The 22,007-nt window shown below is 64.0% G+C and carries 20 protein-coding genes; 6 read left to right on the forward strand and 14 right to left on the reverse strand.

All coding sequences use genetic code 11. The features are described from left to right. Positions 1-3: 3 nt before the first annotated feature. Complete coding sequence (locus tag AB4136_RS26895; protein ID WP_024924082.1) at positions 4-360, reverse strand: antibiotic biosynthesis monooxygenase; 357 nt, start codon at positions 358-360, stop codon at positions 4-6. 125 nt (positions 361-485) lie between these two features. On the opposite strand from AB4136_RS26895, the gene AB4136_RS26900 reads away from it, so the two are divergent. After that, positions 486-1,373 carry a LysR family transcriptional regulator gene (locus AB4136_RS26900; RefSeq protein ID WP_024924083.1) on the forward strand — a complete coding sequence of 296 codons (888 nt, stop codon included), beginning with the start codon at positions 486-488 and terminating at the stop codon, positions 1,371-1,373. A 334-nt stretch (positions 1,374-1,707) separates the two neighbouring features. Next, on the forward strand, positions 1,708-2,430 hold the full coding sequence (gene lexA, locus AB4136_RS26905; protein ID WP_024924084.1) for a transcriptional repressor LexA: 723 nt from the start codon (positions 1,708-1,710) through the stop codon (positions 2,428-2,430). Positions 2,431-2,557: 127 nt separating this feature from the next. On the opposite strand, the gene AB4136_RS26910 is transcribed toward lexA, so the two are convergent. After that, the gene (locus tag AB4136_RS26910; protein ID WP_137900710.1) at positions 2,558-5,179 is read right to left on the reverse strand and encodes a ComEC/Rec2 family competence protein; all 2,622 of its coding nucleotides are present in this window, start codon (positions 5,177-5,179) and stop codon (positions 2,558-2,560) included. 93 nt (positions 5,180-5,272) lie between these two features. On the opposite strand from AB4136_RS26910, the gene gltX reads away from it, so the two are divergent. The 4 genes from gltX to AB4136_RS26930 all read left to right on the forward strand — a co-directional run bounded on the left by gltX (position 5,273) and on the right by AB4136_RS26930 (position 9,428). After that, positions 5,273-6,694, forward strand: a complete 1,422-nt coding sequence (gene gltX / locus AB4136_RS26915; RefSeq protein ID WP_024924086.1) for a glutamate--tRNA ligase — start codon at positions 5,273-5,275, stop codon at positions 6,692-6,694. 177 nt (positions 6,695-6,871) lie between these two features. Next, a complete protein-coding gene (gltA, locus tag AB4136_RS26920) occupies positions 6,872-8,161 on the forward strand; it encodes a citrate synthase (RefSeq protein WP_024924087.1) in 1,290 nt (429 codons plus the stop codon). Positions 8,162-8,442: 281 nt separating this feature from the next. Next, a complete protein-coding gene (locus AB4136_RS26925) occupies positions 8,443-8,835 on the forward strand; it encodes a DoxX family protein (RefSeq protein ID WP_024924088.1) in 393 nt (130 codons plus the stop codon). Between the two features lie 140 nt (positions 8,836-8,975). After that, positions 8,976-9,428: a hypothetical protein gene (locus AB4136_RS26930; protein ID WP_137900711.1), complete on the forward strand. Its 453-nt coding sequence runs from the start codon at positions 8,976-8,978 to the stop codon at positions 9,426-9,428. A gap of 36 nt (positions 9,429-9,464) precedes the next feature. Here the strand turns inward: AB4136_RS26930 and lpxB are convergent, their stop codons facing one another. From lpxB to AB4136_RS26990, 12 genes are all read right to left on the reverse strand, one after another. Further along, entirely contained in the window at positions 9,465-10,637 is a 1,173-nt protein-coding gene (gene lpxB, locus AB4136_RS26935) for a lipid-A-disaccharide synthase (RefSeq protein ID WP_137900712.1), read from the reverse strand. After that, positions 10,627-11,538, reverse strand: coding sequence for a UDP-2,3-diacylglucosamine diphosphatase LpxI domain-containing protein (locus AB4136_RS26940; protein WP_137900713.1), 912 nt, complete (start codon positions 11,536-11,538; stop codon positions 10,627-10,629). The genes lpxB and AB4136_RS26940 overlap by 11 nt, the downstream gene beginning before the upstream one ends. Next, a complete protein-coding gene (lpxA, locus tag AB4136_RS26945) occupies positions 11,513-12,346 on the reverse strand; it encodes an acyl-ACP--UDP-N-acetylglucosamine O-acyltransferase (RefSeq protein WP_137900714.1) in 834 nt (277 codons plus the stop codon). The genes AB4136_RS26940 and lpxA overlap by 26 nt, the downstream gene beginning before the upstream one ends. 13 nt (positions 12,347-12,359) lie before the next feature. Further along, the gene (gene fabZ, locus AB4136_RS26950) at positions 12,360-12,830 is read right to left on the reverse strand and encodes a 3-hydroxyacyl-ACP dehydratase FabZ (RefSeq protein WP_024924093.1); all 471 of its coding nucleotides are present in this window, start codon (positions 12,828-12,830) and stop codon (positions 12,360-12,362) included. Next, the gene (gene lpxD / locus AB4136_RS26955) at positions 12,823-13,875 is read right to left on the reverse strand and encodes a UDP-3-O-(3-hydroxymyristoyl)glucosamine N-acyltransferase (RefSeq protein WP_137900715.1); all 1,053 of its coding nucleotides are present in this window, start codon (positions 13,873-13,875) and stop codon (positions 12,823-12,825) included. The genes fabZ and lpxD overlap by 8 nt, the downstream gene beginning before the upstream one ends. Before the next feature lie 75 nt (positions 13,876-13,950). Next, positions 13,951-16,347 carry an outer membrane protein assembly factor BamA gene (bamA, locus tag AB4136_RS26960; RefSeq protein WP_024924095.1) on the reverse strand — a complete coding sequence of 799 codons (2,397 nt, stop codon included), beginning with the start codon at positions 16,345-16,347 and terminating at the stop codon, positions 13,951-13,953. Positions 16,348-16,565: 218 nt separating this feature from the next. Continuing rightward, on the reverse strand, positions 16,566-17,708 hold the full coding sequence (gene rseP / locus AB4136_RS26965) for an RIP metalloprotease RseP (protein WP_024924096.1): 1,143 nt from the start codon (positions 17,706-17,708) through the stop codon (positions 16,566-16,568). A gap of 98 nt (positions 17,709-17,806) precedes the next feature. Then, a complete protein-coding gene (locus tag AB4136_RS26970) occupies positions 17,807-18,622 on the reverse strand; it encodes a phosphatidate cytidylyltransferase (protein ID WP_024924097.1) in 816 nt (271 codons plus the stop codon). A gap of 8 nt (positions 18,623-18,630) precedes the next feature. Continuing rightward, a complete protein-coding gene (locus AB4136_RS26975; RefSeq protein ID WP_024924098.1) occupies positions 18,631-19,350 on the reverse strand; it encodes an isoprenyl transferase in 720 nt (239 codons plus the stop codon). A gap of 29 nt (positions 19,351-19,379) precedes the next feature. Continuing rightward, positions 19,380-19,934: a ribosome recycling factor gene (gene frr, locus AB4136_RS26980; RefSeq protein ID WP_024924099.1), complete on the reverse strand. Its 555-nt coding sequence runs from the start codon at positions 19,932-19,934 to the stop codon at positions 19,380-19,382. Positions 19,935-19,989: 55 nt separating this feature from the next. Then, a complete protein-coding gene (gene pyrH, locus AB4136_RS26985) occupies positions 19,990-20,712 on the reverse strand; it encodes a UMP kinase (RefSeq protein ID WP_024924100.1) in 723 nt (240 codons plus the stop codon). A gap of 139 nt (positions 20,713-20,851) precedes the next feature. Next, positions 20,852-21,958, reverse strand: coding sequence for an aldo/keto reductase (locus tag AB4136_RS26990; protein WP_024924101.1), 1,107 nt, complete (start codon positions 21,956-21,958; stop codon positions 20,852-20,854). Positions 21,959-22,007 lie beyond the last annotated feature (49 nt).

Below are 22,007 nucleotides of genomic sequence, written 5' to 3' on the forward strand. Positions count from 1 at the left end.
GAATCAGGTCGCCGCCACGCGCTTCGGCAGCACGAGATCGCCGACGGTGTAGGTGTGAAATTCGCTTTTGGACACCGCGTCCAGCTTGCGGAACTTCTCCACGAAGACTGGATCGGAGAAGAACGTGTCGACATCGCCGGCGCCCTGGATCGCTTCGACATTCACGACCGTTTGTCCGTCCGTGCTCTTGGCCAGCGTGCTCCAGAGGAAACCTTCCTTGCGTTCGGCGACATAGTGCACGACGTCCTGGATGATGGCGAAAGCCTCCTCCTGCTTTCCGGGGTGGGCGTGGATGACGTTGACGATGAAGGTCGTTGGCTGGGGAGTGGCCGCGAAGGCGGCGTTCGATTGGGTGGTCATGCGTATCTCCATTTGAGGATCGCGGCGGACTGTGCGCGACGGCATCTGGATATCGGGACGGAAATATCGGATAAATGGTCCGGTATTCTCATCACATCGGATATTTTTTCCGGAATTGGCTCTCCATGGATACGCTTGGAACGCTTGGCATTTTCATTCAGGTGGCCGAGGCGGGAAGTTTCGCGAGCGCTGCGCAACGGCTCGGCCTGTCAGGTTCCGCTGTCGGCAAGGCCATCCTGCGGCTCGAGGACGAGATGGGCGCGCGCCTTTTTCACCGCTCGACGCGCAGTATGGCGCTGACCGAGGAAGGCAGTTTTTTCCTCGACAGCTGCCGGCGCATCCAGGCGGAATTCGAACAAGCTCAGGCCCAGCTGTCGCGGTCGCAGGCGACCCCGCGCGGGCAGCTTCGCGTGAGCCTTCCCCTGGCCGGCATGCTTTTGATGCCGACGCTGTCGGCTTTCATGGCAACATATCCGCAGATCAACCTCGATCTCGATTTCACCGACCGGCTTGTCGATGTCATCGAGGAGGGTTTCGACGCCGTCGTTCGAACGGGCGACGTCAAGGACACGCGCCTGATGAGCCGCAAGCTCGGGACATTCAGGCACATGATTGTCGCGGCACCCGAATATCTCGCCGAAAACGGCAGGCCGAGTGTGCCGGAGGACCTCCTCCTGCATCGGTGCCTGCATCATCGCTTCGCGAATTCGGGACGGCTCGAACCGTGGCCGCTGGCGCGCGATGGACGCGAGCTGAAGCTCGACCTTCCCGTCACCACGGTCGCCAGCACGTTGGAACCATTGATCTATCTCGCCGAACGATCTTTCGGCATCACATGCCTTCCGCCGTTTGCCGTATCCTCAGGCCTGGCCGAGAGAAAGCTGGTGCCGCTACTGGAAGACTACCTTAGCGAGGCCGGGACGTTTCGGATCCTTTGGCCGACCAACCGATACCTCTCGCCCAAGGTTCGGGTTTTTGTCGACTACATGGCTGCGAATCTTTTTGCCGAGTAATCACCAGGCTGGAAGGCGCGGGACGCGTAGCAGCAACGTCTTTGTCGGCCGGCTTGGCACAATCCGGCCGGGCCGTGCCTTTGTTGCAGGCCCGGGCTCTTCACACCGCGCGCCTGTTCTGCTCAACCATGCAGTGGCGCCTCGATTCTGCCATTTGCAAAGCCACTCGCCCCGGCGCGACGAAAAAGTCGAGATCGAGTTCCGGCGGCATCAGGCTGAACAAAGCGTCAACAGATTCATTAAACTTTAAATGGTTGCGGAACACAAATGGAACAGATAGTGTTTGTTCCGGGTTTGTTTTACTGATTCCGGTTCCAGTCCCCTGGGGGTGACAATGCTGACACGCAAGCAACACGAGCTTCTGCTCTTCATCCACGAACGACTGAAAGAAAGCGGCATCCCACCCTCTTTCGACGAGATGAAGGAGGCGCTCGATCTTGCATCGAAGTCCGGCATCCACCGCCTGATCACCGCTCTGGAAGAGCGCGGCTTCATCCGCCGGCTGCCGAACCGGGCCCGGGCGCTCGAAGTTTTGCGTCTGCCCGATTCCATCGCGCCCGGCCTCAACGCGGCCAGGAGGTTTTCGCCGGCCGTCATCCAAGGCAGCCTCGGCCGCCCGGCGGCCAAGGAGCCGCAGCGCCCGCAGTCGGCCAGCAATGACGACGATGCCGGCTCCGCCGTTTCCATTCCCGTCATGGGCCGCATCGCCGCCGGTGTGCCGATCGACGCCATCCAGCACCGCACGCATTCCATCTCGGTGCCGCCTGACATGATTTCGGGCGGTGACCACTATGCCCTTGAGGTCAAAGGCGATTCGATGATCGAGGCCGGCATTTTCGACGGCGACACGGTCATCATCCGCAATGCCAACACCGCCAATCCCGGCGAGATCGTCGTGGCACTGGTCGACGAGGAGGAAGCGACGCTGAAGCGCTTCCGCCGCAAGGGCGCGTCGATTGCGCTGGAGGCCGCCAATCCGGCCTATGAAACCCGCATTTTCGGGCCGGACCGGGTCAAGGTGCAAGGCAAGCTGGTCGGCCTGATCCGCCGCTATTAATGAGGCCGGAACCGGTCGGCTCGACGCGCTCGGAGCCGGCTCCAAGCGCTCGTAGCAGGTCTCTTTCCTCCGCTGAAATGTCGCGGAGCCGGTTTAGTGGACGCGGTCTTGCCGAATTGATAGCCGGCTAATTTTCTGGCGTTTGAGGCGCGTGATCTCGTTGTTCTGTCGTGACATCAGGACCGTTCGGCGTGGCATCGCGTTTGTTCGCACGCGCATCGCGCCTGTTTGTGTCGGCATCGAATCTGTTTGCCGAGGCATCGAATTTGCCTGCCTTGGCATTGGACTTCACGCGCTCCTGCTGCCGGGGCGGCAGGCCCCTCGCCTCGCGTGAAAACCGGCGCTGCGCGTGCCAGGGCCGGGAGCTGTCTTCGAGGGCGAAGCGCGCCGTTGCGGCAGCAGCGGCATTTTGCGGGTCGAAATAGACCGCCGCGCTGCCGGCGCGGGCCAGATCCTGTCGGGTGATGACGACGACGGCGGCGTCCTCGCAAAGATCGCGCGCCGTGGCGTCGTCGATGACGATCACGGCGGCGACCGCACAGGCGGGCTTCGCGGCGCGCGCATTGGGCGCCGTCGCCACGACCGGGCCATCGGGATGGCGGGCAAAGCAGAGATCCTGCGCACACAGAAACGGCGTGCCGGGCGGCAGGTCCTGCGCGTCCGCCAAGGCGACGCCGGCCGATGCCGCCGTCTCGGGAAGGACGACAGTCTCGGCATCGAGCGCGCGGCGCCAATTGTCGAGCGTGAACGCATTGGGGCGCGGCCGGCTGACCGCCAGTTCGCCGCCGCCGATGGGCATGGCGACGAGGCGCGCATCCTCGGCCACCAGCACGTCGGGCGTCTCGACATCGTCCATCGCCACGATGCCGGCGAAGGCCAGCGGCACGGCGAGCAGCCGCAGCCATGTCGTGGCCATGGCGCCGATCGCCAGTGCGGCCGTGACCAGCAAAACCGATTGCGTCGAGACGAGCCCGACGGCATCGACCGGCGAGCGTGCTGAGATCCATTCGGCGATCGCCATCATCGCCGACAACCCCTTGCCCATGGCGTAGAGGAACGGTCCGTCGGCCCCGAACGGCATGGCGAGCGCGCTGAAAACGGCGGCCGGCATGACGACAAGCGAGACGATCGGCATCACGGCAAGGTTGGCGAGCAGGCTGAGCGGCGAAATGCGCTGGAAGTGCCAGGCCGCGAACAAGGCCGTCGCAAGACCGGCGACGATGGACGTCACGGCGAGACCGATCAGCCCCACCAGCGACTTGTGTACGAGAAATCCCGCCAGCGACCGCGCCGGCGGCGGGCCGGTCGGCGCGATGCCCCGGCGTTCGGACCAGGCAGCATAGGCACCGATCAGCGCGGCGGTGGCGGCAAACGACATCTGGAAGGAGGGCCCGACCACCTCGTGCGGCGCGATCAGGATGACGACGACCGCCGATATCGCCAGATTGCGCATCGACAGCGCGGCACGATCCAAGAGAACGGCGACCAGCATCACCGCCAGCATGATGAAGCTGCGTTCGGCGGCCACCACCATGCCGGAGATGGCGAGATAGGCTGCGATCGAGACCAGCGCGGCAAGGGCGGCATATTTCTTCACCGGATGCCGCGCCGAAAAATCCGGAAACAGCGCGAAGGTCCCGCGCAGCAGCGCCATCACGGTGCCGGCCACCAGCGCCATGTGCAGGCCGGAAATGGAGATGATGTGGTAGATGCCGGTGCGCCGCATCGCCTCGTTGACGGATTCTGGAATGCCGGCGCGCACGCCGACGATCAGTGCGGCGGCGATTTCGCCTTCCGCACCGCCGATGGTGGCGCGAATGCGGGCAGCGATTGTCTCCCGCGCGGTTTCGACCGCCGCCGACAGGCGCGCCATGACGGGCATCGCATCGTTCGCGGGCGTTACCAGCTTCGGCTTGCCCATGAAGAAGCCGGTAGCGCCGATGCCGTCGAAGAAGCTTTCGAAGGAAAAGTCGTAGCCGTCAGGCCGCACCGGGCCGGCTGGCGGCATCAGCCGCGCATAACCGTTGACCATCGAGCCGGCCTTGATCCCCTCGGGCACCGCCAGCGCCGACAGGCGCACCCGCTCGGGCTGGTAGCGCAGCTTGGGCCGCTCGGTGCCAAGAACATCCAGCGTCAGCCTCGTGCGGCCGCTCGCCATCGGCTCGACCGCCACGACGCGCCCGGTGATGCCGGTCGAGACCTCGGCACCCAGCGTGTCGCCCGGCATACGCCAGGTCTCTACCTTGCCGGCCAGGATACCGAGCACGAAGAACAGCATGGCCATTGCCGCCAGATGAGACTTCGCCCCGGCAAGCAAGGCAATGGCCGCCAGCGCAAGGCAGGAGGCGACCGGCTGAAGGAAGGCCGGTTCTTCGGTGAGTGAAAAATAGACGGCGGCACCTGCCGCCAGAAACACCGGCGCGAACAGAAAGGCGGCCCCCCGGTCGAGCTCCAGACTGACAACCGAACCGAGTGCGCCGCGCCAGTCCTGGCGCAACAACAGCCGCATGCGCCGTGTCCAGGCGGCGATGCGATCAGGCAAGACCGGAGGTGGCTGAAGTCTGGCGATCTCCGGCGGCAATACGGGGATGACGCGGCTCTCCGCCACCGGCCCGCCGGCCTCGTTTGCGCCATCGGGCTGCCGGGTCGCAGGCGGGAAAAGCGGCTGGGTCGAAGCAAACAGAAGCTGCTCGCTGATGCCGCGATCGGCATCCGCCCCGCCCTGCCCGCTCCGGCCCCGTCCAGCCATCGGGTCTGCCCCTTGCGCCCCCGACCTCCTATGCTACATGAACGCCCAAACAACGAAAGTCCGCGCCTTTGGCGCCCCTTCCTTGAGAGTTCCATGTCCGATCAGGTCATCACCCGCTTCGCCCCATCCCCCACCGGTTACCTGCATATCGGCGGCGCCCGCACGGCGCTGTTCAACTGGCTGTATGCCAAGCACACCAACGGCAGGATGCTGCTGCGCATCGAGGACACCGACCGCGAGCGCTCGACCGACGCTGCCACCGCCGCGATCCTCGACGGCATGGCCTGGCTCGGTCTCAGCTGGGATGGCGATGCGATTTCGCAATTCGAGCGCGCCGCGCGGCACCGCGAGGTTGCCGAGGAGCTGGTGCGCATGGGCAAGGCCTATTACGCCTATGAGACGCCGGCCGAACTCGAAGCCATGCGCGAGCATGCGCGGGCGAACGGGCTGCCGCCCCGCTATAACGGCCACTGGCGCGACCGCGATCCGTCCGAGGCGCCCGAGGGCGTGCGCGGCGCGGTCCGCATCAAGGCACCGCTGGAAGGCGAGACGCTGGTGCGCGACCGCGTGCAGGGCGAAATCCGCTTCCCCAACAAGGACCTCGACGATTTCATCATCCTGCGCTCGGACGGGGTGCCGACCTATATGCATGCGGTGGTCGTCGACGACCACGACATGGGCGTCACCCACATCATCCGTGGCGACGACCACCTGACCAACGCCGCGCGCCAGACCACCATTTACGATGCGATGGGCTGGGACGTGCCGGTGTGGGCGCATGTGCCGATGATTCTCGGCGCCGATGGCGCCAAGCTTTCCAAGCGGCATGGCGCGCAGGGCATCGATGCATACCGCACCATGGGCTATCTGCCGGCCGCGGTTCGCAATTATCTGGCGCGGCTCAGCTGGAGCCATGGCGACGACGAAGTGATGACGCTCGACCAGATGATCGGCTGGTTCGACATCGACGACATCAACAAGAGCCCAGCCCGTTTCGATTTCGCCAAGCTGGAGGCGCTGAACGGCGTGCATATGCGCGGCATGGACGACGCCGCGCTGACCGAGGCACTCTTCGACACGCTGCCTTATCTACCGAATGGCGAGGCGCTGGCCGCCCAGCTGGACGATGCGAAGAAGGCGCAGGTGCTGCAGGCGATGCCGGGCCTCAAGGAGCGCGCCAAGACCCTGGTCGAACTCGCCGACAGCCTCTATTTCATCGCCGCCAGCCGCCCGCTGCAGCTGGACGAGAAGGCCGCCGGCCTGCTCGACGCCGACGCCAAGGCCGTACTGAAGGCGGTGCTGTCGCACTTCCAGGCGCTGGACGAATGGAGCGCGGCCACCACGGAGGCAGCCGTGCGCGCCTGCGCCGAGGCGACGAACCTCAAGCTCGGCAAGGTGGCCCAACCCTTGCGCGCCGCGCTCACCGGGCGCAGCACCTCGCCCGGTGTTTTCGACGTGTTGGCGGTGCTCGGTCGTGACGAAAGTCTCGCTCGCATTGCCGATCAAATCGATTAGGAGATCTGGCCCAAGAACTTTGGCATTGAAAGGCGCGTTTTGCGGTGCAACATTGCCGCTGGATCAAACAGCCCTATTTCCCTCGGCGGCTGCAATCTCGCGCATTTCAGAGGCTTACAGCGTTTTGCGTGGCGGATTGATTTTGCCTGAAGGCATAGGAACAAGAAGGAGTTAGCGATGACCGGACAGACGGCGAAACTGGAACTCGGCGGCAAGACGCACGAGTTCAAGGTCCGAAGCGGCTCCGTCGGCCCGGACGTCATCGATATCGGCGCGCTTTATACCACCACCGGCGCCTTCACCTACGATCCCGGCTTCACCTCTACCGCCAGCTGCGAATCGCAGATCACCTTCATCGACGGCGACGCCGGCGTGCTCCTGCACCGCGGCTATCCGATCGACCAGCTGGCCGAACACGGCGATTTCCTCGAAGTCTGCTACCTTCTGCTCTACGGCGAACTGCCGACCAAGGCGCAGAAGGACGATTTCGACTATCGCGTCACGCGCCACACCATGGTGCACGAGCAGATGAGCCGCTTCTTCACCGGCTTCCGCCGCGACGCGCACCCGATGGCGGTGATGTGCGGCGTGGTCGGCGCGCTGTCGGCCTTCTATCACGACTCCATCGACATTTCCGACCCGCACCAGCGCATGGTCGCCTCGATCCGCCTGATCGCCAAGATGCCGACGATCGCGGCGATGGCCTACAAATACCATATCGGCCAGCCCTTCGTTTACCCGAAGAACGAGCTGAACTTCGCCGCCAACTTCCTGCATATGTGCTTCGCGGTGCCGTGCGAGGAATACAAGGTCAATCCGGTGCTGGCGCGCGCCATGGAGCGCATCTTCATCCTGCACGCCGACCACGAGCAGAATGCCTCGACCTCGACGGTGCGGCTCGCCGGCTCGTCGGGCGCCAATCCCTTCGCCTGTATCGCCGCCGGCATCGCCTGCCTGTGGGGCCCGGCGCATGGCGGCGCCAACGAGGCGGCGCTCAACATGCTTTCGGAGATCGGCACGGTCGACCGCATTCCGGAATTCATCGCCCGCGCCAAGGACAAGAACGATCCGTTCCGGCTGATGGGCTTTGGCCACCGCGTCTACAAGAACTACGATCCGCGCGCCAAGATCATGCAGAAGACCACGCATGAAGTGCTGGGCGAACTCGGCATCAAGGACGATCCGATGCTGGACGTCGCCATGGAGCTCGAGAAGATCGCGCTCACCGATGCGTATTTCATCGAGAAGAAGCTTTACCCGAACATCGACTTCTATTCCGGCATCACGCTGAAGGCGCTGGGCTTCCCCACCGCCATGTTCACCGTGCTGTTCGCGGTTGCCCGCACCGTCGGCTGGATCGCCCAGTGGAAGGAGATGATCGAGGACCCGCATCAGAAGATCGGCCGTCCGCGCCAGCTCTACACCGGCGCGCCGGAACGCGACTACGTGCCGATCGCCAAGCGCTGACACCTTTCAGTCCTTGCAGTATCCAGCCGCCCCTGATGTAGCAACGTCAGGGGCGGTTTGCTTTGCATCGCCGACCGCCGAACATTGAGCCGGGATGCTCCGGCATCGCGTGAATCGGGCGCAGATCATCACGCGTTTTTCAACAACAGTTGATTTGAAGCGGCCGGCATGTGACCGGCAGGCGGTGGTCTCGACCGAAAATCCCCTATAGAGGCGATCCGGCAGTACTGTGGTACAGCGATTTAGACTAGAATCATTCCAGAGAGACATTGAGGGAAATAATGAAGTTTACTTTCTTGCAGCCTTGGGCTCCGCAGTTGCTCAGCATCCTGCGTATTCTCACCGCAGCGACCTTCTTCTCGCATGGCGCGATGAAGCTGCTTGGCTGGCCCGCACCGTTCCCCTACCCGCTGAACAGCCTGACGACGGCAGCCGGCATGCTGGAAATCGTCGGCGGCGTGCTGTTGGCGATCGGCTTGTTCTCGCGCCCGGTGGCCTTCATCCTGTCCGGCCTGATGGCGTTCGCCTATTTCATGGCGCATGCGCCGCAGGGCTTCTTCCCGGTGCTCAACGGCGGCGAAGCGGCGATGCTGTTCTGTTTCGCCTTCCTCTATATCGCCGCCGCCGGCCCCGGCCCGTGGAGCGTCGACGCGGTGCTCGGCAAGGCCAAGTAACAGCCACAAGCATAAGAACCACGAACAACCGGCCCAAAAGGCCGGTTGTTTTGTTTCCGGCCCGTACTCCTGACGCAAGGGTGTCAGCAGCGCTCGGCTAGAGCATGTCGAGCGTCAGTGAACAAAACGCGAGGCCGGCCATGCTGAAACCGTTCCAGACCATGTCGACCATGATGCGGTCGATGCTGCTGGTCACCTTCCAGGCTCCGGCCGAAGATGTCGACCGCATCATGCGGGCCGTCACCGCTGTCGCGCCGCTGACCATGGGCAACTACGACAGCAATTCCTATCAGTCCGATGCCGGCATCGAACGTTATCGGCCGCTGCAAGGTGCTGCGGCCGGCGCCGAGACCGGGCTGCGCGAACGGCCGGGCGTCGTCGAGGTCTCCTTCGAGATCGAGGACAGCAGCATGAACGCGGACCAGATCGAACGGATCGTCGAAGCCATCTTCCAGGCGCACAGCTATCAGGAACCTGTCATCCGCATCCGCCCGATCCTGAGCAGCCGTTCGCGCGGCCTCGACGACAGCGCCAATCCGAACCGCTGGTGGAACACGACGGGCGACTGGAAGAAACGAGAGCAGGTCGGCTGATTGGCCGGCGACGACTTCAGGCGTTTCGAACTCCCGTCAGGAGCGCTTGGCGATTTCAGCCAGAACGACGTCGGCAGCGATCTCGCCGGCCGGGCGGTCCGTGGCCATGCGGCGGCGCACCTCGTCGAAACCGACCTTTTGCCAGGCGCGCAGCCCGCCGTCCGACCACAGCGCCTCGATCTGCCGGGCAAGGTTCTGCGGCCTGACATAGATGTCGTAGAATTCGGTCACCAGCGCCTTGTCGGCGATCAGGTTGGGCAACAGCGCCGACCAGGTGGTGATGAGTTTCTGCACCAGCTTGGCGACGGCGTCGAGCTTGTAGGTGGACACCATCGGAACGCCCGCCAGCGCCAGTTCCAGCGACACGGTTCCCGACGCGATCAGCGCGGCATCGGCCTCGCCGAAGGCCTGCCACTTGCGCTCAGGTTCCAGCAGGATTTCAGGCTTGTGCGGCCAGTTGGATACCGTGGAGCGCACGAAATCGGCCACATGCGGCACGGTGGGCAGCAGGAGCCGCATCTGGTGGCCGCGCGCGGCGAGTGCTGAAACGGTCTCGCCGAACGGCTCCAGCAGCCTGCGCACTTCGCCCCTGCGCGAACCCGGCAGAAGAAGCAATGTCTTCACCCGGTCGTCAGCGAGATCGCGCGGCGCGGCCTGCATGGCGGCTGCCTTGAGCACATTGGCGTCGTGGCTCAACCGATGGCCGACATAGGTGCCCGCAGGCCCCTTGAGACGCTCCAACTCCTTCACCTCGAACGGCAGGATGCAGAGGATGTGGTCGACATAGGGTCGCATCGCCAGCGCCCTGCCCGGCCGCCAGGCCCAGACCGACGGGCACACATAATGGACGATCGGGATCGACGGATGCGCCGCGCGCACCTTCCTGGCGACACGCAGCGAAAAATCCGGGCTGTCGATGGTGATCAGGCAATCCGGCTTTTCGGCGCCGACCAATGCCGCCGTCTGGCTGATGCGGCGCATCAGGCGCGGCAGGCCGGCCAGCACCGCGCTGACACCCATCAGCGCGATTTCGCTGGCATCGAAGGGCGGGACGAGGCCTTGTGCCTTGAGGTGACGACCGCCGAGGCCGACGAGCGTGATGTCGCGCCCGCTCTTGCGCCGCAGCGCTTCGATCAGGTCGGCGCCGAGCAGGTCGCCGGACTCCTCGCCGGCCACGATCGCGATCTTGAATGGTCGCTCAGCGGCCATCGGTGCCTCCCCGGGGCGGCAGGCCGTAAACGAACAGGCCGAGCGCGTCGGCCCTGGCGATGACGGCGGCGCTGTCCAGGATCAGCGAGCGGCCCGCCTCGACGGCGATGCCGGCCAGGCCGGCCGCATGAGCGCCTTCCACCGTCTGCAGGCCGATGGACGGCAGGTCGACACGAAGCTCCTGTTCCGGCTTGGCGCATTTGACCAGCACGCCGCCGGTCTTGCCGGCAAGCCGGCCATGGCCGCGCAAGGCTTTCACCCGCTCCAGCAGGCCATCGGTGCCCTCTATGCCTTCGAGCGCGATGGCACGACCGCCGATCGCCACCGCGCCCTGGCCGATATCGAGCGCGCCGATGGCGACCGCCGCCTCGCGAGCCGCCTCGATGTCGCGCCAGTCAGCCTTGCCGGGAACGGTCCGTGTGAGGCTGCCTTCGCTGGTTGTCAGGTCGGGCACGATCTGGTGGGCGCCGAGCACGGTGAAACCGCGTGCCTCGAGGCCGCGAACGACCACCTTGAGCAAACCGTCATCGCCACGCGCCAGTGCCGAAATCACAAGCGGAACAACGGCAAGCAGGCCGAAATTGAAGCGCATGGCGCTCAGTCGCGGCCGGCGCCTGATCTCGCCCGCCAGGACGACATGGGTGACGCCATGGCGACGCAGGATGCCGACCAGCGAACCGAGCGATTCGATCGCAAGAACCTCATGTTCGAAGCGACCGAGCCCGCCGGTGGGCGACGCTTCGCCCTCGACCATCAGCACGAATGGCGCGAGACCCTGGGCAACAAGGCCGTCAGCTACATCGAGCGGCAGCCTGCCGCCGCCGGCGATGATGCCGACCTTGGCACCGGCAGCGAGACGAAGGCGCCCGGCGCCCTCAGGCGTCGTTTTCGGCGTCGTCATCGGCCCCGCCCTTCAGCGGCGGCACGGTATAGTGCCGCTTGCCGCGGCTGGTGATGAAATCGATGATCTTCATCGCCGCTGGCGAGGCGGAGAATTCGGCCTTGGCCAATTCGACATTCTCGGCAACGGTGCGCGACGGGTCGAAGATCGTGTTGTAGGCGCGGCGCAGCAGATGGATTTCCGAGCGCGGCACGCCGGAGCGCTTCAGGCCGACGATGTTGAGGCCGCGCAGCTTCGCCCGGTTGCCGACAGCGATCGCATAAGGAATGACGTCGCCGACAAAGGCCGAGCAGCCGGCGAGGAAGGCGTTGTCGCCGACGCGCACGAACTGGTGCACGGCGGAGAGGCCGCCAATATAGACATTGTCGCCGATTTCGCAGTGGCCGCCGAGCGTGGCGCCATTGGCGAAAGTGGCGTTCTTGCCGACGATGCTGTCATGGCCGATATGGGAATAGGCGAGGAAAAAGCCGTTGTCGCCGACGGTGGTCTCGCCGCGGCTGTCGTCGGTGCCCAGATGCATCGTCACGCTTTCGCGGATCGTGCAGTTGGCGCCGATCACCAGCGTGGTGCGGCCGCCCTTGTGCTTGGTGTTCTGCGGCGGCGCGCCAAGCACCGTCATCGGCCACACCTTGGTGCCGGCGCCGATGGTCGTGGCGCCCTGTACCGAGACATGGCCGACCAGTTCGACATTGTCGCCGACGACCGCGTCGGCACCGATGTGGCAGAAGGGACCGATGCGAGCGCCAGTACCAATCTGGGCGCCGGCCTCGACAACCGCCGAAGGATGAATGTTCGTCTGAATTGTCATGCGTTCCTGGAACTTACGGCCGTTCGTTAACGACCATCATTGCCTGCACCTCGGCCTCGGCGACGACGGCGCCCTCGACCTTGCCTTCGCAGGCGAATTTCAAAAGATTGCCACGCTTCTTGAGTTTGCGGACATGGATGAACAACTGATCGCCCGGCACCACCGGCTTGCGGAATTTGGCACCGTCGATGGTCAACAGATAAACCAGCGACGGCTTTTCCGCGCCGGCGGCACGAATGCAGACAGCACCGGCGGTCTGCGCCATCGCCTCCAGGATCAACACGCCCGGCATCACCGGATGCTCGGGGAAATGACCCATGAAATGCGGTTCGTTGATGGTGACATTCTTGACGCCGATGGCGGAATTGTCGCCATCGATGTCGACGATGCGGTCGATCATCAGGAACGGATAGCGATGGGGCAAGATCTTCATCAACCCGATGAGGTCGACGGCTTCAAGCGTCGCGCCGGCCATATCAGCCATTCTTGTCCCCCTTCGAATGCTTCGTAAATGCGCGGATCGCCGAGAGCTCTCGGAAGAAATCACGCATCGGCTGCGCTGGCATGCCGGCCCAACGTTCACCCGCGGGAATGTCATACATCAAGCCCGACGACGCCGCCACCTGCACCCTGTCGCCGACCGTGATGTGATCGGCAATGCCGACGCGGCCGCCCAGCATGACGTAGTCGCCTAGTGTCACGGAACCGGAGAGACCGCAATGGCCGGCGATGATGCATCCCCTGCCAATGCGCACGTTGTGGGCGATCTGGACCAGATTGTCGATCTTGGTGCCCTCGCCGATCACCGTATCGGTCATCGCGCCGCGATCGACGGTGGTGTTGGAGCCGATCTCGACATCGTCCTGTATGACGACGCGGCCGATCTGCGGCATGCGTTCCGGCCCCTTGGCACCGCCGGCGAAGCCGAAACCGTCCTGGCCGATCCTGGCGCCGCCATGAATGACGACGCGGTTGCCGACCAGCGCGTATTGCACGCTGGCGCCGGGCCCGACATAGCCGTCGCGGCCGATCTGGCAGTTGCGGCCGATAACGGCGGTGGGAGCAATCACGGTGCCCGCGCCGATCGACGCGCCGGCGCCGATGATGGCGCCCGCCTCGACAATGGCGCCGGGCTCGATATGTGCGGTATCGTCGACGAAGGCGTTACGCGAAACGCCTGTTTCGGAGGTCAGCGCCACCGGCGTCGAGGCGGCCGGATAAAGCAGCCTGCCGACCGTGGCGAAAGCCTGCTGGGGACGTGGATTGACGAGCACGGCGACGCCGGCCGGTGCCTGGTCGGCGACATCCGACGGGCACAGCACGGCCGCGGCCTTGAGGCTCGGCATCAGGCCGGCATTACGCTTGCCGTCGATGAACACCAGGGCCTTATCGTTGCCGTCCGAAGCGGAGGCGATCGTCTCGATGACGGTCTCGGCATAGGCCAGATTGGCAATGGCCGAGCCGGTCAAGTCCGCGACCTCGGCCACCGTGAACCGGCGCGAAGGCACAAAAAACACCGGTTCGGTCATTCCTGAGCGGTTTCCAGCTAGATGGAACCCCGACCTCCCGGGCCATCGGGCCCGGAAGTCGTCGCGGTTCTCAAATCAGAAGCGGGTCGATATGCCGAAGTTGAATTCCTGGACGTTGTCCGTCTTTTCCTTCTTCAGCGGTATCGCGTAGTCGATGCGCAGCGGTCCGAACGGCGAAGCCCACATCAGGCCGATACCGGCCGACGCCCGCAGCTTCATGCCGGTCGTCGACGAGTCGACACCAAAAACGTCATTGCCATACAGCGTTGCCGCATCGGCGAACACCGCGCCACGCAGGCCGAGGCTTTCCGGAACGACCGGCAGCGGGAATTGCGCTTCGGCCGACGCATTGAAGTAGGTCGTGCCACCGAGATGGTCGCGGCTGCCGTTGGCAGTCGGCGTGGAAGCCGGGCCGATACCGTTGAACTCGAAGCCGCGGATCATGCGGTCGTTGTTCTGGAACATGTCGAAGACGCGCAGATCGTTGCTGCCGTAACCGATGATGTGGCCAGCGCCGCCGGAAACCACGCCAACGATGTCCAGCTCTTCCGACAGCGTCTGGTAGATCGAGCTGCGCGCCGAGAGCTTGACGAACTTGGCATCGCCACCCAGGCCCGCCACCTCGACGGTGCCGTTGGCATAGATGCCGTAGTGCGGGTTCTTCATATCGTCGATGGTGTTGTACACCAGACCGGCGCTGACCGACGACTTGATCCAGGCGCCGCGCGGCTGGCCGGTAAGCGGGTCGGTGATGGCGTTCTGAATGGCGGTCGACACGTTACAGAGCAGCGGGTTGAAGACGCCGGTCGAGTCGAAGCAGCCGTTGTCGTACTTATACTTCTCCTGGGAGATGTTGTAGGCGAGCTGCGTCGTGATGTTCTGCGTGATCGGCAGACCGAAACGGATGGTTCCGCCGATCGTTTCCGAATCATAGGCGTCGTATTTGCGGGTCGACCGATAGATGTCGAAACCGGCTGCGATGCGACGGCCGAGGAAATACGGCTCGGTGAAGGAGACGCTGAAGTCACGCGACCTGCGGCCACCGCCGGCCGACAGCTTGATGAACTGGCCACGACCGAGGAAGTTACGCTCGGTGATCGAGCCGGTGACCGACGGACCGGGCGTTTCGCCGCCGGTCGAATAGCCGGCGCCGACCGAGAAGTCGCCGGTCGACTTCTCGACCACGTCAACCACCAGAACAACCTGGTCCGGCTCGGAGCCTGGCTGCGTCGAAATCTCGACCTTTTCAAAATAATCAAGCGCTTCCAGGCGCTTCTTCGCGCGCTGCACGAGAACCTGGTTGAAGGCATCGCCTTCGCTGAGGTCAAACTCGCGACGAATCACGTAGTCGCGCGTGCGGCTGTTGCCGCGGATTTCGATGCGCTCGATATAGGCCTTGGCGCCCTGATCGATCGTGTAGGTGACCGAAATCGTCTTGTTCTCGAAATTACGGTCGCCACGCGGCGTAACCTGCGCGAACGCATAACCCTGGCCAGCGACCCGCTCGGTCAGCGCGATGATCGAATCCTCGACCTTCTTGGCGTTGTAGGTGTCGCCCTTATAGGTCTGAACCACCGCCTGCAGCGCCTTGGCATCGACTTCCGGGATGGAGCTGTCGACGTTGATTTCGCCGAAATCGTAGCGCTCGCCCTCATCGACCGTGACGGTGACGGTGTACTGGTTGTTGGAGCTGTCGAGCTCGCCCGAGGCCGAGACGACCTGGAAGTCGGCATAGCCGCGATTGTAGTAGAAGCGGCGCAGCAGCTCCTCGTCGGCCTTCAGCTTGTCCTGATCGAACACGTCGTCACGCAGGATGAACGACAGCCAGCTCGACTTCTTGGTGCCGATCACGTCGGACAGGCGACGGCTCGAGAAAGCCTTGTTGCCCACGAAATTGACGGCGACGATCTTGGTGCGCTCGCCTTCGTTGACGTTGTAGACGACGTTCACGCGGTTTTCGCCCAGATCCATGATCTGGCTGGTGACGGCGGCGTCATCGCGGCCGATGCGGCGATAGGCTTCCTTGATCGTCTCGATGTCGGCGTCGACGGCGGCCTGCGAATAGGACGAACGCGGCTTCAGCTGCACGGTGTTGGCGAGCTGGGCGTCCTTGATCTTCTTGTTGCCCTGGAAAATGACCTGGTTGACGACCTGGTATTCGGAAACCTTGATGACCAGCGCCGAACCGACCTGGTTGATGCGCACGTCGGAGAACAGCCCGGTGCCGAACAGCGCCTTCACGGCTTCGTCGATATCGGCATTCGAGAACGCCTTGCCCGGCTTGATCTTCACATAATTGCGAATCGTCTCGGCATCGACACGGGTGTTGCCACTCACATCGACCCGGCTAACCACAGCCGCATGGGCAGCAGACACGGACGCAAACTGAACAGCGAGCGAACCCGGCACAACCAGGGCGGCTGACATAGCCGCCGCGGACGCGGCGCTCAGAAACTTGGATGCTGCCTTCATCGGGCTTTAAAACCTTTTCTCGAAGTCCCCACGGCGAGAAAACCGGACGTCGCGGTCATTTTCCCGTACCGTATTAACCGGATTTTCCCTACACGCAAGGCTTCTGGTTAATTTGTATTTACTTACCAACCCAGCGTGGCTTTCGCGTCACTCATATCCCCGCTCATGGTAAACGGCGCCTCAACAAGCCGCTCCGCGAGCCAAATTCTTTCATGATTTCAGCACCCAAAGAGATCGTTCCAGAAAACGAACCCCATAAACCCCAAAACCAGAATCATCCCCGTTCGATAGACCGCTTCCATCATCCGCTCCGACACCGGCCTCCGGATGACGGCCTCGATCCCATAGAAGAGAAGATGGCCGCCGTCGAGGGGCGGAATCGGCAAGAGATTGAGTATCCCTATACCGACCGATAGCAACGCGACAAGTTGCACGAGCCATTCGAAGCCGAGTTTGGCCGCCTGCCCGGCCATGCCGGCGATCTTGACCGGCCCGCCAAGCTGGCATTTGTCCTCGCGGCCGACCACGAAACGCTTCATGAAGAGGCCGGTGCGCTCGACAATCTGGCCGGTTGCCTCGACGGCCGCGACCACGGCGCCTCCGGGCGAATAGGTGATCAGCCGCGGCTGGCCGACCTCGGCATTGTTGCCGACGCCGATCACCGCCATCTTCACCTTGTTGCCGAGCGCGTCCTTTTCCTCGGAAAGCTGTGGCGTCGCCACCACGGTAACGTTCTTGCCGTCGCGCAGCATCACGAAGGTCATGGCATCGCCCGCCCGGCCGGAAACCAGCCGCTGCACGTCGGAGAAGGTCTCGACCTTCTCGCCATCGACGCTGACGAAGCGGTCGCCCGGCAGAATGCCGGCCACGGCGGCCGGGCTGTTCGGCCGAACCTCGGCGACCGTCGGCTCCAGCACGTAGCGGCCGAAGCTCAGGAACAGCACGGCGAAAACGACGATCGTCAGCAGGAAATTGAACAGCGGCCCGGCAAACACGGTCGCGGCGCGCTTCCAGATCGGCTGCGTGTGGAAGGCGACCTTGCGCTCGTCGTCGGTTAGCTTCTCGATCTCCTCGGAGCCGGGCTGGCTGGAGGTCGCGTTCATGTCGCCGACGAATTTGACATAGCCGCCGAGCGGTATGGCGCAGAGTTTCCAGCGCGTGCCGTGGCGGTCGGTGAAGCCGACGAGTTCCGGACCGAAACCGACGGAAAAGGCGCGCACGCCGATGCCGCAGAGGCGGCCAACCAGATAGTGGCCCATCTCGTGCACGAAGACGACGACGGTCAGCACGAACAGGAACGGGATGAGCGTGCCGAGCACGACGCCACCGATGCCGAACAATCCGGGAAGAAAATCGTTCAAATCACGTCCTCAAAATTCCCGGCGTATATCCGCGCCGCAAATGTGACCTCAATCGGGGCGAATCCGTGGCGGACGCCACCCGAAGCTCAACGATAATTTCAGACCGGAAACAAGCCGTGTGCCGGATGATCGGCCGAGCCGGCCATCCAGCCAATCAGGTAAAGCGCCGCAGCCGCAGCCACCAGCCCGTCGACACGGTCCATGACACCGCCATGTCCCGGGATGATGGCGCTGGAATCCTTGCAATCGTGCCGTCGCTTCACCCAGGATTCGAACAGGTCGCCAGCCTGGGCCACGATTGAAAGGAACAACGCCACCAGCGCCAGCGTTGCCAGATTGGACAGTCCGAGCACGAGCGCGAGCAGCAGTCCTGCCGCAAGGCCGAACACCGCACCACCCAGCGCGCCGCTCTGCGTCTTGCCTGGGGAAATCGCCGGCGCCAGCTTCGGCCCGCCGACGGCACGACCGACAAAATAGGCGAAAATATCGGTCGCCCAGACCACCGCGAACAGGAACAGCACCGCGGCGAGGCCCGACCAGTCGGAATCACGCAGGAAGGCTAGCGAAAAGCCGGACAGGCCGGCATAGGCGACACCGACCGCGTCCCACTGCCCTGCCCCGCGCATGGCACCGACAATGGCCGCGATGGCGACCGCGGCAACCAGCACGACAAGGGTCGGCATAGCCGGCAGGCCGGCAACCAGAACACCCAGAAAGACCAGCATCGACGCTTCCGGTACAAAGCCGAGCCCCGGCCCGGCCTTGGCGCGCGTCATATGCGTCCATTCATAAAAGATCGCGCCCGCGATCAGCGCCGCCAGCAGCCGGAACGGCAAACCGCCGAGCCAAGTCAGCGCCAATGCGGCGATACCAAGCACGACAGCTGAAACGACCCGGGTCTGGAGGTTGCTCAGCTGACCCGTCATGAGGCGACGTCTTGCGGGGCAACACCACCGAATCGGCGCTCGCGCCCGCCGAAATCGCGAATCGCATCCGCCAGATGCTCGCGGCTGAAATCCGGCCAGTAGCACGGCAGGAACACCAGTTCGCTGTAGGCGGCCTGCCACAGCAGGAAGTTGGAAAGCCTGAGTTCGCCGCTGGTGCGGATGATGAGCTCGGGATCGGGAATGCCCGCTGTATCGAGGTTGGCGGCGAAAATCTCGGCATCGACGTCGGCAGGCGTAATCTCGCCGCGCGCTGCCGCGGCCACCAACTTGCGCGTCGCACGCACGATTTCATCGCGGCTGCCATAGTTGAAGGCAATCACCAGCGTCAGCGCCGAATTGTTAGCAGTCAGCGTCTCGGCCTCTACGAGCAGGCCACGAATGTCGGGCTGCAGGCTGGTCCGATCGCCGACGATCCTGACCCGGACACCGTTCTGATGAAGTTCGGCGAGATCGCGGCGGATGAACAGTTTCAACAGCCCCATCAGGTCTGAGACCTCGGACTTAGGCCGCGACCAGTTCTCCGAGGAGAAGGCGTAGAGCGTGAGATAGGAAATGCCGAGGTCGGGCGCCGCCTTCACGGTCCTGCGCACGGCCTCCACGCCCGCCCGATGGCCGGCGAGCCGCGGCAGTCCGCGCGCCTTGGCCCAGCGGCCATTGCCATCCATGATGATCGCGACATGCGCGGGGGTTGCCATGGTTCTGCTTTCGGGCCGGCCAGCCTCGCCTAAACCTGCATGATCTCGGTTTCTTTTTCCGTGAGCATGCGATCGATCATGTTGATCGTCTCGTCGGTCAGCTTCTGGACGCGGTCCGATTCCTTGCGGTGATCGTCCTCGCCGATATCGCCGTCCTTTTCCGCCTTCTTCAGATAGTCCATGCCGTCGCGGCGCACGTGCCGGACGGCGACGCGGGCGTTCTCGGCATAACCATGCGAAATCTTGACCAGTTCCTTGCGGCGCTGTTCGTTCAGCTCCGGCAACGGAATGCGCAGATTGGTGCCGTCGACGATCGGATTGAAACCGAGATTGGCTTCGCGAATGGCGCGATCGACCGCGCCGACCATCGACTTGTCCCACACCGAGACCGAGATCATGCGCGGCTCCGGCACCGAGACGGTCGCCACCTGGTTGATGGGCATCGCCGAACCGTAGGCCTGCACATTGACGGCGTCGAGCAGGTTGGAGGACGCGCGCCCGGTGCGCAGCGAAGCAAGATCGTGCTTGAAGGCGGCAATCGCCCCATCCATGCGCCGCGTCAGATCGTTATAATCGCCACTCATAGTCGTCTCCCCGGCCCGCTGTCCGAACCACTTGCATCAGGGCGAGGCCCTGTTCTCACTTGTCGGCTACCACCGTGCAGTGGCCGCCACCCTTCAGTATCTCGCCGAAACCGCCCTTTTCGTGGATCGAGTAGACGATTATCGGAATGTTGTTTTCGCGCGCAAGCGCAATTGCGGCCGTATCCATGATGGAAAGGCCACGATTGATGACTTCGGCATGGGTAATGCGGTCGAAACGGGTCGCGGTGGGGTCCTTCTTGGGGTCCGCCGAATAGACGCCGTCCACCTGGGTGCCCTTGAACAGCGCATCCGCGCCGATTTCGGCCGCGCGCAATGCCGCAGCCGAATCGGTGGTGAAGAAGGGATTGCCGGTGCCGCCGGCAAAGATCACCACCTTGCCCTGGTTCATGTAGGCAGTGGCCTGGCGCTGCGAGAAGCTCTCGCACAGCTCCGGCATGGCGATGGCCGACAGCACGACGGCATCGACGCCGATCTTGATGAGCGAGGTGCGCAGCGCCAGCGAGTTGATGACGGTGGCGAGCATGCCCATGTGGTCGCCGGTGACCCGGTCGCCGCCCTTGGAAGCCACGGCAACGCCGCGGAAGATGTTGCCGCCGCCGATGACGACGCCGACCTCGACGCCGAGTGTGCGCGCCTCGGCGATATCGGAGGCGATGCGGTCGACGACCGAGACGTCGATGCCGAAATGCTGTTCGCCCATCAGCGCCTCGCCCGACGCTTTCAACAGGACACGTCGGTAGAGCGGTTTGGCTGTCATCGGGTCCCCTAGGATCGCGGAGCGGGATGGTCTCAGGTGAAACCCGGCTCTTTCCCGCGTCTGTTTTGCAATGTGGAGACCGGATACACGAAGGGCGCCGCCATGTCACGCGGCGCCCTGCCCTTAATGCCCGTTCTCCTCAACTGACGCCGGCAAACGTTCCCCGCATCAACAGATCCGGATAATAACCGGCAGGTTTGTCGCCGACCGCCGCGCCCCCGGTGATGCCGCCCTGAATCTCGGGACCGAAGAAGGAGTACGGAAACGGCGTGGCGGGACGGCTCGCGGCATCCAGCCGCAGGCGCAATTCGGCCGGGATTTCGAAGTCCAGCGCGCCGAGATTGTCCTTCAATTGTTCCAGCCTGGTCGCACCGATGATGGTCGAGGCGACGCCCGGCTGGGTCGCCACCCAGTTGAGCGCCACTTGCGCCATGCTTTTGCCGAGCGTTGCCGAAACCTGTTCGAGTTCGGCGACGATCGCCCAGTTGCGGTCGTTGAACTTCTGGAACCCAGGATTGGCCGTACCGCGCACCGTTTCGAGCCGACCGCTTGCCTTGCCCGCATCGCCGCTGCGGTATTTTCCGCTGAGCAGTCCGCTGGCCAGCGGACTCCACACCATGATGCCGGCGCCATGGCGGGTGCCGAACGGCACGAATTCGTGCTCGATGTTGCGCTCGGCCAGGGAATATTCGAGCTGCAGCGCCGAAACCGGCTCGTAGCCGCGGAATTCCGCCACCGCCTGGGCGCGGCTGGCATACCAGGCCGGCACGTCGGACAGGCCGACATGGCGAACCTTGCCGGCCCGCACCAGATCGTCCAGCGTGCGCATCACCTCCTCCGGCGGCGTCAGCCGGTCCCAGCAATGCAGGATGTAGAGGTCGACATAGTCGGTGCCGAGCCGCTTCAGCGAACCGTCGAGCGCCCGCATGATGTTCTTGCGGCCGTTGCCGCCGCTGTTGGGCTCGGGGCCTTCCAGGTTCATGGTGAACTTGGTGGAGATGACGGCGCGATCGCGCAGCCCTCGCTCGGCAATGAATTCGCCGAGCCAGGTTTCGGAGGTGCCGCCGGTATAGGCGTCCGCCGTGTCGAAGAAATTGCCGCCGGCCTCGACATAGGCGTCGAACAGGGCCCGCGCGGTCGCCTTCTCCGTGCCCCAGCCCCATTCAGTGCCGAAGGTCATGGTGCCGAGCGCCAGCCGGCTGACGCGCAGGCCGCTGTTGCCCAGCGTGTAATAGGTCGTGGTCATGATGGTCTCTCTCGAAATTCGGTTGGTTGCAGGTCCGGGCGTGCGGTCG

The organism is Mesorhizobium sp. 2RAF21 (assembly GCF_052115345.1).
GTDB classification, from domain to species: domain Bacteria; phylum Pseudomonadota; class Alphaproteobacteria; order Rhizobiales; family Rhizobiaceae; genus Mesorhizobium; species Mesorhizobium terrae.

Excerpts from the sequence above, each read along its gene's own strand:
- AB4136_RS26975 (WP_024924098.1), bottom strand. The coding sequence starts at position 19,350 with ATGGCAACCCCCGCGCATGTCGCGATCATCATGGATGGCAATGGCCGC.
- pyrH (WP_024924100.1), bottom strand. The coding sequence starts at position 20,712 with ATGACAGCCAAACCGCTCTACCGACGTGTCCTGTTGAAAGCGTCGGGC.
- AB4136_RS26900 (WP_024924083.1), top strand. The coding sequence starts at position 486 with ATGGATACGCTTGGAACGCTTGGCATTTTCATTCAGGTGGCCGAGGCG.
- AB4136_RS26990 (WP_024924101.1), bottom strand. The coding sequence starts at position 21,958 with ATGACCACGACCTATTACACGCTGGGCAACAGCGGCCTGCGCGTCAGC.
- lpxD (WP_137900715.1), bottom strand. The coding sequence starts at position 13,875 with ATGACCGAACCGGTGTTTTTTGTGCCTTCGCGCCGGTTCACGGTGGCC.
- AB4136_RS26910 (WP_137900710.1), bottom strand. The coding sequence starts at position 5,179 with ATGGCTGGACGGGGCCGGAGCGGGCAGGGCGGGGCGGATGCCGATCGC.
- gltA (WP_024924087.1), top strand. The coding sequence starts at position 6,872 with ATGACCGGACAGACGGCGAAACTGGAACTCGGCGGCAAGACGCACGAG.
- AB4136_RS26925 (WP_024924088.1), top strand. The coding sequence starts at position 8,443 with ATGAAGTTTACTTTCTTGCAGCCTTGGGCTCCGCAGTTGCTCAGCATC.
- fabZ (WP_024924093.1), bottom strand. The coding sequence starts at position 12,830 with ATGGCTGATATGGCCGGCGCGACGCTTGAAGCCGTCGACCTCATCGGG.
- lpxB (WP_137900712.1), bottom strand. The coding sequence starts at position 10,637 with ATGGCCGCTGAGCGACCATTCAAGATCGCGATCGTGGCCGGCGAGGAG.
- lpxA (WP_137900714.1), bottom strand. The coding sequence starts at position 12,346 with ATGACAATTCAGACGAACATTCATCCTTCGGCGGTTGTCGAGGCCGGC.
- gltX (WP_024924086.1), top strand. The coding sequence starts at position 5,273 with ATGTCCGATCAGGTCATCACCCGCTTCGCCCCATCCCCCACCGGTTAC.
- AB4136_RS26930 (WP_137900711.1), top strand. The coding sequence starts at position 8,976 with ATGCTGAAACCGTTCCAGACCATGTCGACCATGATGCGGTCGATGCTG.
- AB4136_RS26940 (WP_137900713.1), bottom strand. The coding sequence starts at position 11,538 with ATGACGACGCCGAAAACGACGCCTGAGGGCGCCGGGCGCCTTCGTCTC.
- lexA (WP_024924084.1), top strand. The coding sequence starts at position 1,708 with ATGCTGACACGCAAGCAACACGAGCTTCTGCTCTTCATCCACGAACGA.
- frr (WP_024924099.1), bottom strand. The coding sequence starts at position 19,934 with ATGAGTGGCGATTATAACGATCTGACGCGGCGCATGGATGGGGCGATT.
- AB4136_RS26895 (WP_024924082.1), bottom strand. The coding sequence starts at position 360 with ATGACCACCCAATCGAACGCCGCCTTCGCGGCCACTCCCCAGCCAACG.
- bamA (WP_024924095.1), bottom strand. The coding sequence starts at position 16,347 with ATGAAGGCAGCATCCAAGTTTCTGAGCGCCGCGTCCGCGGCGGCTATG.